The organism is Brachybacterium tyrofermentans, from assembly GCF_014897585.1.
In the GTDB taxonomy this organism is placed as follows: domain Bacteria; phylum Actinomycetota; class Actinomycetes; order Actinomycetales; family Dermabacteraceae; genus Brachybacterium; species Brachybacterium tyrofermentans.
Genome location: NZ_JABUXW010000012.1, coordinates 1 through 15,358, shown reverse-complemented (window position 1 = coordinate 15,358; position 15,358 = coordinate 1). Strand labels below are relative to the sequence as shown.

Genomic DNA, 15,358 nt, shown 5'->3' with positions numbered 1-15,358 from the left:
CCCCCCCCCTTTCCCGACCCCCGGGCGGGTCGACTGTGATTCCCTGGGAATCCGACGAGCGAGGAGGAGTGCGATGGCGCAGGACGACATGCAGCGGGCCCGCGAGGTGACCGGGAAGCGCAGGGCTCCGGTGTGGAGCCGGAGCGGCATCCTGGCCGTGTGGATCATCCTGGGCGGGTTCCTCGGTGCCGTCATCGGCCAGCTCCTCGGGCAGGCGCTGCCCGGCGACTTCGGGTATGCCACGGCGATCGGGCTCGGCGCGGGCATCGCGCTGGGTGCTGCTGTCGGATCGCGTCGGGCGGATGCGAACGATCGGGAGATCGCACGCCGGTCGGAGGGGAGGGCCGGTTCCGATGGCGCCTGAGCACTGCGGAGACCCGCGACCCGTGATCGAGAGGAGCGCACCGTGCGCCTGTTGAAGGCCGTGACCTGGCTCTGCGCCATCGTGACGATCCTTATCGGCGTGTGGATCGTGCTCTCGCCGGAGACGCATTCCGGCGGACTCGTCACGAGCCTTGGCGTGCTCTCGGCCGCACTGGTCTCGGTCATCGTCATCCGGGGACGACGGAAGAACACGGCCGAGAGCACGTCCGAAAACACGGACGCGAACGCTGACTGACCACTTGGGACCCCGGCCCCGGCCCCGGCCTCGACCGTGACGCCGACGCCGACGCCGACGCCGACGCCGACGCCGACGCCCGCGTGAGCCGGGGCGGCGGAGTTGTCGAATTGTGACGAGGTCGCGGGCTCCGCGGCGCGCGGTGGTGCAATACTTTCCAACGCTGAACTTTGCACAACCGAAAGCATCCATGATGACGACCAGTGATGCTCTTCCGGTCGAGGCCGCCGCCTCCACGGACGAGCGACCTTCCCGCGCCCCTGTGTGGCGCTCCTTCCTGCGCCCGGTGCCGGCGACCGCCGCGGTCGTGGTGGTCATCAGCCTGCTGTCCGCGATCTTCGCGAGCCAGCTGAGCGCGCTGTCCGGGAACGACCCGTTCACCTATCACGCGGACGCCCTGGGGCCGGATACGTCACCGACGGGCTTCTTCGGCGGAGTCAGCGCAGAGCACTGGTTCGGGGTGGAGCCCGGAACCGGGCGTGACCTGTTCTCCCTGGTCGTCCACGGGGCGCGTGTATCGCTGCTGGTGGGCATCGCCTCGACCGTGCTGGCCACGGTCATCGGGGTCGTGCTCGGCATCGTCGCCGGTGCCGTGGGCGGGATCGTCGAGAAGCTGGTGGACTTCGCCACCGACGTGACCCTCGGCTTCCCCTTCCTCATCTTCGCCATCGCGCTCAGCGCCCTGTTCCCGCTCGAAGCACCGCGAGCGCTGCTGCTCACCCTGGTCATCGGCATGTTCGGCTGGCCCGGCATCGCCCGCGTGGTCGCCGCGGAGACCCGCGTGATCGTGCAGCAGCCCTATGTCGTCGCCTCCCGGGTGATGGGCGCCCGCTTCGGCCACCTCTTCCGTCACCAGGTGCTGCCCAACGTCGCCTCGACCGTGATCGTCTACTCGTGCATCTCCCTGCCGGGCCGGATCAGCGCCGAGGCCACGCTGTCGTTCCTCGGCGTGGGCGTGCTGCCGCCCACCCCGTCGTGGGGCCGCTCGATCGGCGACGCGATCAGCTGGCTGCTCGTGGACCCCGCCTTCCTGCTGTTCCCCGCCGCCGCGCTGTTCGTGGTGACGTTCTCCTTCAACATCCTCGGCGACACCCTGCGTGACGCCCTCGACCCCCGGGGAGTGCGCTGATGGCCCTCTCCCTGCAGCGCGTCGCGCGCAGCCTCGGCGTGCTCCTGGTCGTCGTCGGCCTGACCTTCGCGATCTTCTACGTCGCCCCCATCGACCCCGCCCTGCGGATGTGCGGGAAGCCCTGCTCGCCCGAGGACCTCGAGGCCGCCCGCGGCTTCATGGGCTTCGACAAGCCCTGGTGGGTTCAGCTGGGCACCTTCCTGGGCGCGATCGTCACCGGACGCACGTTCGGCTCGGCCGACGTGGTCGTCGAGTGCGCTGCCCCCTGCCTCGGGTACTCCTTCCAGCTCCACCAGCCGGTCACGGCCCTGCTCGCGGACCGCTTCCCGGTCTCCCTGTCGATCGCGCTCGGTGCCGTGGCCCTGCAGGCCGTGTTCGGCATCGCCGCCGGGGCGCTCGCCGCGCGGCGCCAGGGCGGGATCCTGGACCGGGTCGTGACCGGCGTGTCCGTGATCGCCGCGTCGGCCCCCGCCTTCGTGGTGGGGCTGCTCGCCGTGGTGGTCTTCGCGCTGCGCCTGGACCTGCTGCCCAGCGGCGGGTACGAGCCCTTCACCGAGGGACCGCTGGAGTGGGCGCGGCACCTGGTGCTGCCCTGGGCGACGCTCGCCTTCCTCAACGGCGCCATCTACGCGCGGCTCGTGCGCTCCTCGATGATCGAGCAGCTGGGCCTGGACTACGTGCGCACCGCGCGGGCCAGCGGCCTGTCCGAACGACGGATCGACCGGTATGCGCTGCGCAACCTCGCCCTGCCGCTGACCACGCTCATCGCCCTCGACATCGGGGCGCTGCTGGGCGGGACCGTGATCACCGAGCGGATCTTCGGCCAGCCCGGTCTCGGCGCCCTGCTGCTGGATGCGACGTCCACCGCGGACCTGCCGGTCATCGTCGGCACCACGCTCGTGGGCTCGCTGCTCATCGTGCTCGCGAACCTCAGCGCCGATCTCGCACGACCGCTGCTGGATCGTCGGCTCGCCCGGGGCGGCCGCTCGCGCCGCCCCTCCACCGCCACCACCCTGCCCGACCAGAACCCCCAGGAGACGACCTCATGACCTCGCAGCCCTCGAATCCCTCGCGCCACTTCTCGCGACGCGGCATCCTCGCCGCCACCCCGCTCGTGCTCGGCGTGGGAACCCTCGCCGCCTGCTCGAACGGTGGATCCGGCGGCTCCTCCGACGGGGGCGGCGGGGACACCGGTGGCACGCTCACCATCTTCTCCACGGGGGAGGAGATGAGCTTCGACCCCGCGACCAGCCAGAACCTCGCGATCACCACGCTGGGCCTGACCGCGCGCCGGCTCACCGCCTGGAAGACCTCGACCGATGCGCCCACCGAGCTGATCCCGGACCTCGCGACCGACGTCGGCACGGCCTCCGACGACGGCCAGACCTGGACGTTCACCCTCCAGGAGGGGCTGCTGTTCGAGGACGGCACCCCGATCACCGCGGCGACCGTGAAGTACGGCCTGGAGCGGTCCTTCGCGGCTGAGCTCACCGGCGGCCTGACCTATCACAAGGTGCTGCTCGAGGGCGGCGAGGACTACGCCGGCCCGTTCTCGGACAAGCACCTCGACTCGATCGAGACGCCCGACGACCTCACCCTCGTCTTCCACCTCAACCGCCCCTACGGCGACTTCGGCTGGATCGCCTCGACCCCCGCGTTCGCCCCGGTCCCCGAGGAGTCCGGTGAGCCCGAGACCTACGCGACGGAGCCCGTCGCCAGCGGTCCGTACCGCCTGGAGTCCTACGCACCGGGCAGCAAGGCGGTGCTCGTGCGCAACGAGAAGTGGGACGTGGACACCGACCAGGCCCGCCTCGGCGGCCCGGACTCGATCGAGTTCACCCTCGCCCAGGATGCGAGCGTCGTCGCGCAGTCGATCATCGCGGACCGCTCGGATGCCCAGGACTCGTTCCTGTCGACCTTCGTGCCCACCGCGCAGCTGGTCCAGGCGCAGAACGATCCGAAGGTCGGGGACCGCCTGGTCACCTCCGGCCCGGGTGCGCTGGAGTACCTGGCGCTGAACACCGAGTCCGACGCGCTGAAGGACGTCAAGGTCCGCCAGGCCATCCAGTACGCCGTGGACAAGGAGGCCTACCGCACCGCCAAGGGCGGCGAGATCTCCGGTGACTACGCGACCACGCTGATCACCCCGGGCATCGCCGGGCGTGAGGAGTACTCGCTGTACTCCGACGAGCCCACCGGCGACGTCGACAAGGCCGCCGCGCTGCTCAAGGAGGCCGGGGCCGGAGAGATCTCGCTGCGTCTGGTGATCACCGATGACCAGACCGGTGCCGCCGAGTCCATCCAGCAGGGCCTCAAGCGCGCTGGGATCACCGTGACGATCCAGCCGCTGGACGAGAACGCCTACTCCTCCGAGGTGACTGCGGGCGACGGCACCGGCTACGACCTGGTGCTCAGCTCCTGGCAGCCCGATGTCCCCTCGCCCAACGCCAACCTCACCCCGCTGTTCGACTCCAGCCAGATCGGCGACGGCAACTACAACCTGGCGCGCTACGCGAACCCGGATGTCGATGCCGCGATCCTGGAGGCCTCCTCCACGATCGACGCCGATGAGGCGCATGCGAAGTGGGCCGCCGTGGACAAGCAGATCCTCGAGGAGTCCCCCGTGGTGCCGCTGATCTACTCGAAGAACTCCTTCATCCACGGCTCCGGCGTGGAGAACTTCGTGATCGGCGAGTTCCCGGCGTACCCGAACTACCTCACGGTCACGCTGGGCTGATGAGCACTGCCGACGAGCTCCTCGCCCTCCGCGACCTGCAGGTGAGCATCGCAGGCCGGTCCATCGTGACCGGCCTGGACCTCACCGTGCACGCGGGGCGGATCACCGCGCTGGTGGGCGAGTCAGGGTCCGGGAAGAGCATGACGGCCCTGTCCACGATCGGCCTCCAGCCGCGCAGCGCCGAGGTGCGCGGCAGCGCCCGGCTGGGCGCGGCGGAGCTCGTCGGCTGCTCGGCCGCGGAGATGCGCCGGATCCGGTCCGGGCAGATCGGGATGATCTTCCAGGAGCCGGGGCAGTCGCTGTCCCCGGTGATGAAGGTGTCCACGGGGTTCCGGCATGTCCTCGCCGTGCGCGAAGGCATCCGGTCCCGGGCGCAGGCCGAGACGCGGATGCGGGAGCTGCTGTCCTCCGTCGGCCTGCCGGATCCGGACCGCTCCGCCGCCTCCTACCCGCACGAGCTCTCCGGCGGCGAGCTGCAGCGGGTGGTCATCGCCCTCGCGCTCAGCGGCGACCCGGCCCTGCTCATCGCCGACGAGCCCACCACGGCGCTCGACGTCACCGTGCAGCGCGGGATCCTCGACCTGCTGGTGAGGATCGTGGCGGAGCGGCAGATCGGGGTCCTGCTCATCACCCACGACATGGGTGTGGTGGGCGAGATCGCCGACGAGGTCGTGGTCCTCAAGGACGGCGACGTGGTCGAGACGGGGCCGGTGCGCGAGGTGCTCTCCGCGCCCGAGGCCCCCTACACGCAGGCCCTGCTCGCCGCCGTGCCTCGCCTCGCCGAGAGCCTCGAGCGGGCCGACGGGGTGCGCGGCGGCGCCGCCCGGGGCCGACGTGCCGCCCGCGCGGACGACGCCGGACGGGCCGGCGGGGCCGACGCCGGGCGGGCCGACGCGCCCGCCGCACAGACCGCTGCTGCCGTCGACGAGGCACCCGTCGTGCGGGTCGAGGGGCTGAGCGTGGAGTACCACCGGCGCGGCGGCTCGCACCGAGCGCTCGACGACGTCGGCATGGAGATCCGCCGCGGGGAGATCCACGGCCTGGTCGGGGAGTCCGGTTCCGGGAAGTCCACCTGGGGGAAGGCCCTGGCCGGCCTGGTCCCCGCACAGGCGCGCACCCTCGAGATCGAGGGCGTGGACCCGCGCACGCTCGGCGCCTCGCAGCGCCGGGCGGCGTACGCGCGGGTGGGGCTCGTGTTCCAGGACCCCGCCTCCTCGCTGAACCCGCGCCGCACCGTGGGCTGGAGCATCGGGGAGCCGTTGCAGCTGGCCGGCGGCATCTCCCGCACCGACATCGCCCGGCGGGTGAAGCGGGCGCTGGAGATCGTGCACCTGCCCGCCTCGTACGTGAGCCGGCTCCCGCATGAGCTCTCGGGCGGTCAGCGCCAGCGGGTCTCCATCGCCCGCGCGCTCATCCTCGAACCGGCGCTGCTCATCGCCGACGAGCCCACCAGCGCCCTGGACGTCACCATCCAGGCGCACGTGATCGACGTGCTGCGCGACGCGATCGCCGAGACCCGCTTCGCCTGCGTGTTCATCAGCCACGACCTGGCCGTGGTGGGCTCTCTCGCGGACCACGTGACCGTGCTGCGCGCCGGTCGCGCCGTAGAGCAGGGCACCGCGCGCGAGGTGCTCGGGGATCCGCAGCACGAGTACACGCGCGCCCTGCTCGCGAGCGTCCCCGACCCCGAGCGGCGGTTGCGCGAGGATGGCGGCGAGGCGGCGTAGGCCCGGGTTTCGGCTCCAGGTATGAGACCAGGATCCAGGTTCTGCCCCTGCCTCTGGCTCGGCTCCGGGCTCCGGCCTAGGGCCGGGGCACGGTCTCCCACGCCCGGCTGGCCGCGGAGCGCACCACGGCCTCGCACACCTCGGCGGCGGCGAGGCCGTCGGCCGCGTTCGGGGCGAGATGGGTGCCGTGGGCGATGTCGGAGAGGAACTCCGCCGCCTCGATCGTCTTGAGGTCATCGAAGCTCATGGGGATGCCCGGGCCGGGTTGGAAGCGGGCGTAGTCCCCGTGCCCGGGGCCGGCCAGAACGGTCGTGTAGCCGTGCTCGGTGCTGCTGCTCCCGCCGCCGGCGCCCTCACCGTCGCTGAGCATCACCTCGAACTCGTTCATCCGGGTGAAGGACCAGCGGGCCGAACCCTCGGTGCCGAACAGCTCCAGGGCGTAGTCGCTGCGGTGCCCGCGGGCCACCCGCGAGGACTCCAGCGTCGCGTGGGCGCCGCCGGAGAGCCGGGAGAGAGCCGCGACCCAGTCCTCGTTCTGCACGGGGCCGCGCTCCTCGCCCACCTCGATGCCGCCGTGTCCCACTCCGGCCGAGGTGGGGATCGGACGCTCGGGGATGAAGATGTCCGAGGTCGCGGTGACCTCCTCGATGTGCTGCCCGGTCACGTACTTGACGAGGTCCGCGCCGTGCGAGAGGAGATCCCCGATCACGCCGCTGCCGGCCTTCTCCCGGTCGTAGCGCCAGGTCAGGGCGCCATCGGGGGAGGAGGCGTAGTCGGCGTTGAGCCAGCATCGCACGTTGGTGATCCGGCCCAGACGGCCATCCGCGACGAGGGAGCGCAGGTGCTGCACGGCCGGGGCGTGGCGGTAGTTGAAGCCCACCGCGGTGGCCACGCGGGCGGCGGCCGCGGCGTCGTGGATCTCGCGGGACTGCGCGGCGGAGACGCCCATCGGCTTCTCGATCCAGAACGGCTTCCCCGCCGCGGCGGCCTTGATCGCGAAGTCGCGGTGCAGGAAGTTCGGCGAGCAGATCGAGACGGCCTCCACGTCAGGATCGGCGAGCACCTCATCGATGCTGGCCACCGCTTTCTCGAAGCCGAATTGCTCGGTGGCGGCGAGCTGATTCGCTTCGAGCGGGTCCGCCGCGACCACCAGACGGGGCCGCAGCCCGAGCTCGGGGAAGCGGGAGGGGATCCGCTGGTAGGAGGTGGAGTGGAGGCGCCCCATCCAGCCGAGGCTGATCACGCCGATGCCGATGTCTTGCATGGTCTTCTCCTGAGGTCGTGTGGTGGGGCGGGTACGCGTAGCCCCGTCGGCCCCGTGGTCAGTCGCCGTCGAACTCCGCGAGCAGGCGTTCGCGCATCCGCACGTTGACGGCGTCGGCCTCCTCCTCCCACCCGAACACGCACACGGACATCGGCCCGTCGTACTCGCGCTCGCGCAGGTAGGTGAAGGCGGAGTCCCAGTCGATCTCGCCGTTGCCGATCTCGTTGTGCTGGTGGATGCGGGCGTCGACGCCGGGCGGGTTCATGATGTAGCGGTTGCCAACGTTGGCGGTGTGGTCGAAGACGTCCGCGATGTGCAGGTGCTTCAGGCGGTCCCCGGCGTAGTCCATCATCTCGCGCGGATCCCGGTTCCCGCGGCCCACGTGATAGGCGTGCGGGAAGCAGAACTCGTAGTTCAACCAGTCGCGGTCCACGCCGCGGATGATCTGCACGGCCTGGTCGTTCTCCTCGACGAAGTCGTAGGGGTGCGCCTCGATCGTGCACTCCAGGCCGTACTTCTCGAAGACGGGGACCAGCTCCTCCATGGACCGGTAGAACTGGTGCTCCGAGGCGAGCGCCCGGTTCGGGTCGCCGGAGAACTCGGTGGCGATCAGCGGCACCTCGAGGGCGTCGGCGATCTCCAGCAGACGCGTCCAGTTGCGCACCTGCGCCTGACGTTCCTGCTCATCCGGCGAGGCCCAGTCGAAGACGGGGTTCAGCGACCAGATCCTCACCCCGGAGTCCTTCATCGCGCGCTTCACCTCGGTGATCTGATGGCGATCCACCTTGGGGTAGTGGTGCCACTCGTGGAAATCCGCGCGCGGGGACAGCTCGAGGTAGTTGAAGCCCAGCTCACGGGCCTTGTGCAGCTCCTGCGCGACCGAGAGATGCGGGTGGTACATGGACGGGTCCAGCAGGATCTTCACCATCGGGTCGCTCTCCTTCTCACTTCACGCCGAGTCCGCACTCGGCCAGGAACTCACGGGTCGCGATCGCATTGGGCAGCGGCAGGCCGGGCTCGCAGGGGTAGAGATCCTGCTCGCAGATCACGTAGAGCTCCTTGTCCATCGTGGCGAGCTTCGCGACCAGGTCCTTCATGTTCGGCAGGCCCTTCGGCGGGCACACCGACGCGCCCTTCGCGACGGCCTCCCCGAACGGCCAGTCCTTCTCGTGCGCCTCACGGGTGAGATCCGGGTCGAAGGCCTTGATGTGCACGTAGCCGATGCGCTCGGGGTACTCGTCGATCATCGCGATCGGGTCGCCGCCGCCGTAGACGATGTGGCCCGTGTCCAGGCAGAACGAGACCAGCTCCGGATCCGTCGCCTCGAAGACCCGCGCGATCTCCTCGGGCATCTCGATGTGGCTGTCCCCGTGGGGGTGCAGCACCATCGTCAGCCCGTAGTCCTCCTTCATGATCCGGCCCAGCTCGTTGGCGTTGGTGACATAGCGCTTCCACGCGTCGCCGGTCAGCTCCCGGTCGTCGGTGAACTCCCAGGTCTTCTCGTCGCGGTACATCGGCGGCAGGTGCACCATGTACTCCGCGCCCACGGCTGCATGGGTCTCGGCGATCGCGCGGAAGGTGCGCTCGGTCTCCGCCCAGGCCTCCTCCTTGTGCAGGATGCCCCAGCCGGTGCCGGCCACGACGCGGAAGCCGTGCTCGTCCATCGCGGACTGCAGCTGCTTCGCATCCTGCGGGAAGTAGCCCCAGGGCCCGGTCTCCATCACGGAGAAGCCGGCCTCGGCCATCTCGCCGAGCGCGGTGCGCCACGGGATCTGCTTCTCGTCCTCGGGGAACCACACGCCCCACTGATCAGGGCACACGCCGATGGTGAGCTTGTCGAACGGGGCGTCGGGATTGCGGGAACGGTCGATGCGCGGGGCGTCGGAAGAGGTCACGGCGCAGCTCCTTCGGTGGTCGTGGCGGGGTTCTCCCCGGTGGGGGTTCCCGTGGTGTCAGTCGTGGGTCGGGAAGCTCATCGAGGCATCGACGGTCTCGTTCTGCGAGGGCCAGCGGGTGGTGACGGCCTTCTGCTTCGTGTAGAAGCTGAGGCCCTCGGGGCCGTGCGCGTGGTGCTCGCCGAACAGGGAGTCCTTCCAGCCGCCGAAGGAGTAGTAGCCCACGGGGGTCGGGATCGGCACGTTGATGCCGATCATGCCCACCTCGACCTCCTCCTGGTAGCGGCGCGCGTAGTGGCCGGAGTCGGTGAAGATCGCGGTGCCGTTGCCGAAGGGGGAGGAGTTCACGAGCTCGAGGGCCTCGTCGAAATTGTCCACGTGCATGACCACGAGCAGCGGCCCGAACACCTCGTCGGTGTAGGTGGCGTGGCTGCGGTCCAGATCGGTGATGACCGTCGGCCCCACGAAGTTGCCGTTCTCGAAGCCCTCGACCACCAGTCCACGGCCGTCGACGACGATCGTGGCCCCGGCCTGCTCGGCCTCGTCGGTCATGCGGATCACGCGGTCGCGGGCGTCCTTCGTGATGACGGGCGGCATGTCGGTGGTCTCGGCGTCGCCGGGACCCACCACGAGCTTCTCCGCCTCGGCCGTGATCGCCGCGACGAACTCGTCATGGATGTCGCCGACGGTGACGGCGATCGGCACGGCCATGCAGCGCTCGCCGGCGGAGCCGAAGGCGCCGGAGGCGACCTGCGAGGCGGCGAACTCGATGTTCGCGTCGGGCATCACCACGGCGTGGTTGTTGGCGCCGCCGAGGGCCTGGACCCGCTTCCCGGCTGCGGAGGCGGTGGCGTGCACGTGCTTCGCGATCGGGGTGGATCCCACGAAGGAGACGGCGGAGATGTCGTCGTGCGTGCACAGCGCATCGACGGTCTCCTTGCCGCCGTGGACCACCTGGAAGACGCCGTCGGGCAGGCCGGCCTCCTGGTAGAGGCGGGCCACGATGTTCGAGGCCGACGGGTCCCGCTCCGACGGCTTGAGGATGAAGGCGTTGCCGGTGGCCAGGGCGACCGGGTGCATCCAGAAGGGCACCATCGCCGGGAAGTTGAACGGGGTGATGCCGGCGACGACGCCGAGCGGCTGGCGCATGGTGTGCGCGTCGACGCCGGTCGAGACGTTCTCCGAGAAGCCGCCCTTGAGGTCCTGGGTGATGGAGGTGGCGAACTCGAGGGTCTCCAGGCCGCGGGCGATCTCGCCCTTCGCGTCGGCGACCGTCTTGCCGTGCTCCTGCGAGATGACCACGGCGATCTCCTCGGTGGCCGCGATCAGCAGCTCGCGCATCGTGTAGAAGATCTGGGTGCGCTTGGCCAGCGACACCTTCGCCCACTCGCGCTGCGCGGCGACGGCGACCTCGACGGCGCGGTCGACGGTGGAGGCATCGCCGAGGTGGAGGGTGCGGATCTGCTCACCGGTGGCGGGGTTCAGGATCGGCTGGGTGGAGCCGGTGCCGGCTTCTTCGCGACCGTTGATCCAGTGCTGGACGTTCTGTCCCATGGTGTTCTCCTTGCGGGTCGGACGGTGAGGGGTGGTCAGAGGTAGTGGCGCTGCGGGGCCTTCTCGGCCTCGTAGGCGGTCGAGGCCTGCTGGGTGGACTCCAGGCGCGAGACCTGCGAGACCGGCACGTCCCACCAGCTGTTGCCGGGCGGGTTGGGGCCGTACAGGTTCGTGTTCACCACGATCGCGGTGGCCTCGGCGGAGGCCTCGGCGCGACGGTAGGCCTCGCGGAAGGCCGCGGTGTCGGAGACCTCCTGCACCTCGAGGCCGTAGGAGCGGATGTTCGCGGGGATGTCGAAGGGCAGCTTCTCGCCGTCCAGCATCCCGGTCTCCTCGTTGCGCATCCGGTACTTGGTGCCGAAGCGCTGGGAGCCGTGGGACTCCGAGAGGGAGCCGATCGAGGACCAGCCGTGGTTCTGCAGGATCACCAGGATGACCTTCACCCGCTCGGCGACGATCGTGGCGATCTCCTGCGGGGCCATCTGGAAGGTGCCGTCGCCGATGATCGCGACGACCTCGCTGGTGGGGCTCGCCATCTTCGCGCCGAGGGAGGCCGGCAGCTCGTAGCCCATGCAGGAGTAGCCGTACTCCAGGTGGTACTGGATGGGGGAGCGGGCCTTCCACAGCGCCTGCAGGTCACCGGGCATGGAACCGGCGGCGTTGATGACGATGTCCTCGTCGCCCATCATGTCGTTGAGGGCGCCGAAGATCTCCGTCTGCGCGGGGAGCTCCTGGTCGTGGGGCTGGAAGCAGGGCTCGATGAGCTCCTCCCACTGCGCCCGCAGCTGCTGGGCGCGCTCGCCGTGCTCGGCAGGAGCCCGATGGTCGCCGAGGGCCGCGCGCAGGGCGTCCAGGCCGGTGCGCGCGTCGGTCACGACCATGGTCGCGGAGTGCTTCGCGGCGTCGAAGGCCTTCACGTTGAGGTTCACGAAGTGCGCCTCGGGGTTGCGGAAGGCGGTGTGCGAGGCGGTGGTGAAGTCGGTGTAGCGGGTGCCCACGCCGATGATCACGTCGGCCTCCGCGGCGAGCTCGTTGGCGGCGTTGTTGCCGGTCGAGCCCACGCCTCCGATCGCCAGGGGGTGGTCCGCGCTGAGCGCGCCCTTGCCCGCCTGGGTGTCGAGCACCGGGATCCCGGTGGCGTCGGCGAAGGCCGCGAGGGCCTCGCTCGCCTCGGAGTAGATGGCGCCGCCGCCGGCGATGAGCACGGGCCGACGGGCCGCGCGGATCACGTCGACCGCGCGCTGCAGGGCGGCGGGCTCGGGCACCGGCCGGGCCACGTGCCAGGTGCGCTCGCGGAAGAACTCCAGCGGCCAGTCGAACGCCTCGGCCTGCACGTCCTGGGGGAGGGAGAGGGTGACGGCGCCGGTCTCGGCGGGATCGGTGAGCACGCGCATGGCCTGCAGCGCCGCGGGGATCAGCTGCTCGGGCCGGGAGATGCGGTCGAAGTAGCGGGAGACGGGCCGGAAGGCGTCGTTGACGGAGACGTCCCCGGCGGTCTCGTCCTCGAGCTGCTGGAGCACGGGGTCCACGGTGCGGGTGGCGAAGATGTCGCTGGGCAGCAGCAGCACGGGGATGCGGTCCACGGTCGCGAGCGCCGCCCCGGTGATCATGTTCGTGGAGCCGGGGCCGATGGAGGCCGCGCAGGCGAAGGCCTGGAGGCGGTTCGTGGTGCGGGCGTAGGCGACGGCGGTGTGGACCATGTTCTGCTCGTTGCGCGCCTGGTAGTACGGCATCGGGTTCTCCCCGTCGGCCGGATCCGTGGCGTTCTGGAGCAGGGCCTGGCCGATGCCGGCCACGTTGCCGTGGCCGAAGATCCCGAAGGTGCCGGGGATCAGCCGGTCGCGCACGCCGTCGCGCTCGGCGAACTGGGCGGCGAGGAACCGGACGAGGGCTTGGGCGACGGTGAGCCGGACGGTGCCGGCGGGGGTCGACGAGGGGACGCTCATGCTGCCTCCGTGATGCGGGCTCCGTCGCAAGGGCGGGCCCTGGGTGACACCATCTGTCGCTGGGACTCGACGGTGAGTTCAGATGTGACCAGCATGCCGAGCGTTCCCCGCACTTGTCAAGAGTTTGTCAGGACAAGATCTGTGCCGTGTCGTCCCTGGTGGGCGGCTCGCTGCCGACCCCAGTGGGGATAGAGGGGTTCCGTCGCCGGTGACCGCTGTGCTAGCTTGCCTCCAAGTCAGTGACGAACACTCACTTCGACCGGACATGAGATGCCTTGAGGGCGACTCCTGTAGGACATGGACGTCTTCCGCGAGAGTGCTCGTGCCCGGCTCCCCGACTCCCTGCCGGTCCCCGACCGGCCTCCGGTGAGACCTGTGTATCCCCGCGATCCCCGAGGTCCCGCACCGGACTCAGGTTCCAAGGAGGGAACATGAGCCAGTCGCACCATGCGGAACGCACTCGCATCGCCGAGCTCGTCCGCACCACCCCCGCCGCCGGGCCGAAACGCTCCATCGGCCTGCTCGCCGTCGTCGCCTGCCTGGGCGGCTTCCTCTTCGGCTACGACACCGGCGTCATCTCCGGCGCCCTGCCCTACATGTACATGCCCAAGGAGGCCGGCGGCCTCGCCCTGACCTCCCTCGAGGAGGGCCTCGTCGGCGGCTTCCTGCTGGCGGGCTGCGCCGTCGGCGCGATCATCGGCGGCCGGCTCTCGGACCGCTACGGGCGCCGGCACAACCTCCTGATCCTCGCCGTCGTCTTCTTCGTCGGCGCTGTGGCCTGCGCCCTCTCGCCGAGCCTCTGGGTGCTGTACCCGGCGCGCTTCGTGCTGGGCCTCGCCGTGGGCGGCGCCTCGACCACCGTGCCCGTCTACCTCTCGGAGACGGCGCCCAAGGAGCAGCGCGGCATGCTGGTCGCCGTCGACCAGCTCATGATCGTCACCGGACAGTTCATCGCCTTCGGGATGAACGCCCTGATCGCCTCGCTCCAGGGCGGCCCGGAGGCCGTCGTGGCCAACGATCCCTCCGGCACCTACGAGGCCGGCGAATCCGCCTCCTGGAGCCTGCTCGCCGGGATCGGCGGCGTCGCGGTCTCCGACGGCAACGGCCACGCCTGGCGCTTCATGCTGGTGCTCTGCTCGATCCCCGCGATCGCGCTGTGGCTGGGGATCCGGATGATGCCCGAATCGGCCCGCTGGCACGTGGGTCGCGGGGAGCTCGTGCAGGCGATCGCGAACCTCAAGCGGGTGCGCATCGAGGGCACGCACGACGTGGCCGTCGAGGTCGCCGAGATGGAGGCCAACCGTCGCGCGGAGGAGAAGCGGGACAAGCTCACCCTGCGGGCCGGGCTGCGGGTCCCGTGGCTGCGCTCGATCATCATCTTCGGCGGCATCTTCGCGATCCTCCAGCAGCTCACCGGCGTGAACACGATGATGTACTACGCGCCGAAGGTGCTGATGGCGGCCGGTTTCGACGCCCAGGCCTCGATCATCCTCAACGTCTTCACCGGTCTCGCCTCGGTGATCGGCTCGGCCGCGGGCCTGCTCGCGCTGCGTCGCTTCGGCCGGCGCCAGGTGCTCCTGGTGGGCCAGACCATCCTGACCCTGTCGCTCATCGCGATGACCGCGATCTTCCTGCTCGGCATCGATCCGTACATCACGGCCGACGGGGCGGTCTCGCCGGACATCCCGCCGTTCGTGCCCTACCTCGTGGTGCTGGTGATCGTGCTGTTCATGCTCGGCATGCAGTCCGGCCCCGGACCGGTGATGTGGGTGATGCTCTCGGAGATCTTTCCCAACGCGATCCGCGGCGCGGCCAACGGCTTCGCGGTGATGATCCTGTGGATCGCGAACCTCGCGGTCACCGTGACCTTCCCCGTGATGATGGACGGGATCGGCCCGGTCGCCACGTACGGGATCTTCGCGGCGATCAACATCTTCGCGGTGATCTGGTACTTCCTGCGCATCCCCGAGACCAAGAAGTTCACCCTCGAGCGCATCGAATGGGAGTTCCGCGAGGCCGGCGGCGTGATCCGCCTGCGCTGAGCTCTCGCGCTGGGCTCTCGTGCCGAGTTCTCGCGTTGAGCTCACGTGCCGAGCTCACGCACCGAGTTCTCGCACCGAGCTCACGCACCGAGCTCACGCGCCGAGCGCTCGCGCCGATGAGGTCTGACGCGTCGCTATCGACCCCTCATACCGACGCGTCAGGCCATCTCGACCGCCGACCGCCGACCGCCGACCGCCGACCGCCGACCGCCGACCGCCGACCGCCGACCTCCGACCGCCTCCCGCCGGCCTCGACCGCCCCGAAGCCACCTACCCCAACGCACCCCGCACCCCGCACCACCCCGCACCCCGCACCACCACGCACCCCTCACCACCACACAAGACCCGCACCTTCCCGGGAAAGGACCCGACATGACCTCTTCACCCCTTTGAGGTGCCGCGTGGTTTTCGGACAGTGGGCCCTCTTACGATGAGGGTGCTACTG

12 protein-coding genes are annotated in these 15,358 nt (G+C 70.3%); 7 read left to right on the top strand and 5 right to left on the bottom strand.

The genetic code is table 11. The annotated features are described in order from the left end of the window. Nucleotides 1-73 precede the first annotated feature (73 nt). The 6 genes from INT49_RS10185 to INT49_RS10160 all read left to right on the top strand — a co-directional run bounded on the left by INT49_RS10185 (nucleotide 74) and on the right by INT49_RS10160 (nucleotide 6,212). Entirely contained in the window at nucleotides 74-364 is a 291-nt protein-coding gene (locus tag INT49_RS10185; protein ID WP_193117633.1) for a hypothetical protein, read from the top strand. A gap of 42 nt (nucleotides 365-406) precedes the next feature. Next, a complete protein-coding gene (locus INT49_RS10180; protein ID WP_193117632.1) occupies nucleotides 407-619 on the top strand; it encodes a hypothetical protein in 213 nt (70 codons plus the stop codon). A gap of 190 nt (nucleotides 620-809) precedes the next feature. After that, the gene (locus INT49_RS10175) at nucleotides 810-1,748 is read left to right on the top strand and encodes an ABC transporter permease (protein ID WP_193117631.1); all 939 of its coding nucleotides are present in this window, start codon (nucleotides 810-812) and stop codon (nucleotides 1,746-1,748) included. After that, nucleotides 1,748-2,797 carry an ABC transporter permease gene (locus INT49_RS10170; RefSeq protein WP_193117630.1) on the top strand — a complete coding sequence of 350 codons (1,050 nt, stop codon included), beginning with the start codon at nucleotides 1,748-1,750 and terminating at the stop codon, nucleotides 2,795-2,797. Before INT49_RS10175 ends, INT49_RS10170 begins: the two co-directional genes overlap by 1 nt. After that, nucleotides 2,794-4,485 carry an ABC transporter substrate-binding protein gene (locus tag INT49_RS10165; RefSeq protein WP_193117629.1) on the top strand — a complete coding sequence of 564 codons (1,692 nt, stop codon included), beginning with the start codon at nucleotides 2,794-2,796 and terminating at the stop codon, nucleotides 4,483-4,485. Before INT49_RS10170 ends, INT49_RS10165 begins: the two co-directional genes overlap by 4 nt. Beyond that, nucleotides 4,485-6,212, top strand: a complete 1,728-nt coding sequence (locus tag INT49_RS10160; protein WP_193117628.1) for an ATP-binding cassette domain-containing protein — start codon at nucleotides 4,485-4,487, stop codon at nucleotides 6,210-6,212. The genes INT49_RS10165 and INT49_RS10160 overlap by 1 nt, the downstream gene beginning before the upstream one ends. 76 nt (nucleotides 6,213-6,288) lie before the next feature. Here INT49_RS10160 and INT49_RS10155 read toward each other — a convergent pair whose 3' ends face one another. The 5 genes from INT49_RS10155 to iolD are packed head-to-tail and all read right to left on the bottom strand — an operon-like array spanning nucleotide 6,289 to nucleotide 12,871. After that, on the bottom strand, nucleotides 6,289-7,476 hold the full coding sequence (locus INT49_RS10155) for a Gfo/Idh/MocA family protein (protein ID WP_193117627.1): 1,188 nt from the start codon (nucleotides 7,474-7,476) through the stop codon (nucleotides 6,289-6,291). A 58-nt stretch (nucleotides 7,477-7,534) separates the two neighbouring features. Continuing rightward, entirely contained in the window at nucleotides 7,535-8,404 is an 870-nt protein-coding gene (locus INT49_RS10150) for a sugar phosphate isomerase/epimerase family protein (RefSeq protein WP_193117626.1), read from the bottom strand. 16 nt (nucleotides 8,405-8,420) lie between these two features. Next, nucleotides 8,421-9,371, bottom strand: a complete 951-nt coding sequence (locus tag INT49_RS10145; protein ID WP_319021574.1) for a TIM barrel protein — start codon at nucleotides 9,369-9,371, stop codon at nucleotides 8,421-8,423. Between the two features lie 57 nt (nucleotides 9,372-9,428). Further along, nucleotides 9,429-10,925, bottom strand: a complete 1,497-nt coding sequence (locus INT49_RS10140; RefSeq protein ID WP_193117625.1) for a CoA-acylating methylmalonate-semialdehyde dehydrogenase — start codon at nucleotides 10,923-10,925, stop codon at nucleotides 9,429-9,431. A gap of 35 nt (nucleotides 10,926-10,960) precedes the next feature. Further along, nucleotides 10,961-12,871 (bottom strand): 3D-(3,5/4)-trihydroxycyclohexane-1,2-dione acylhydrolase (decyclizing), encoded by a 1,911-nt coding sequence (iolD, locus tag INT49_RS10135; RefSeq protein ID WP_193117624.1) that lies wholly within the window; start codon nucleotides 12,869-12,871, stop codon nucleotides 10,961-10,963. Nucleotides 12,872-13,302: 431 nt separating this feature from the next. Here iolD and INT49_RS10130 point away from each other — a divergent pair, with 431 nt between their 5' ends. Next, nucleotides 13,303-14,913 (top strand): MFS transporter, encoded by a 1,611-nt coding sequence (locus INT49_RS10130; RefSeq protein ID WP_193117623.1) that lies wholly within the window; start codon nucleotides 13,303-13,305, stop codon nucleotides 14,911-14,913. Nucleotides 14,914-15,358 lie beyond the last annotated feature (445 nt).

Excerpts from the sequence above, each read along its gene's own strand:
- INT49_RS10160 (WP_193117628.1), top strand. The coding sequence starts at position 4,485 with ATGAGCACTGCCGACGAGCTCCTCGCCCTCCGCGACCTGCAGGTGAGC.
- INT49_RS10170 (WP_193117630.1), top strand. The coding sequence starts at position 1,748 with ATGGCCCTCTCCCTGCAGCGCGTCGCGCGCAGCCTCGGCGTGCTCCTG.
- INT49_RS10185 (WP_193117633.1), top strand. The coding sequence starts at position 74 with ATGGCGCAGGACGACATGCAGCGGGCCCGCGAGGTGACCGGGAAGCGC.
- iolD (WP_193117624.1), bottom strand. The coding sequence starts at position 12,871 with ATGAGCGTCCCCTCGTCGACCCCCGCCGGCACCGTCCGGCTCACCGTC.
- INT49_RS10175 (WP_193117631.1), top strand. The coding sequence starts at position 810 with ATGATGACGACCAGTGATGCTCTTCCGGTCGAGGCCGCCGCCTCCACG.
- INT49_RS10140 (WP_193117625.1), bottom strand. The coding sequence starts at position 10,925 with ATGGGACAGAACGTCCAGCACTGGATCAACGGTCGCGAAGAAGCCGGC.
- INT49_RS10155 (WP_193117627.1), bottom strand. The coding sequence starts at position 7,476 with ATGCAAGACATCGGCATCGGCGTGATCAGCCTCGGCTGGATGGGGCGC.
- INT49_RS10130 (WP_193117623.1), top strand. The coding sequence starts at position 13,303 with ATGAGCCAGTCGCACCATGCGGAACGCACTCGCATCGCCGAGCTCGTC.
- INT49_RS10150 (WP_193117626.1), bottom strand. The coding sequence starts at position 8,404 with ATGGTGAAGATCCTGCTGGACCCGTCCATGTACCACCCGCATCTCTCG.
- INT49_RS10165 (WP_193117629.1), top strand. The coding sequence starts at position 2,794 with ATGACCTCGCAGCCCTCGAATCCCTCGCGCCACTTCTCGCGACGCGGC.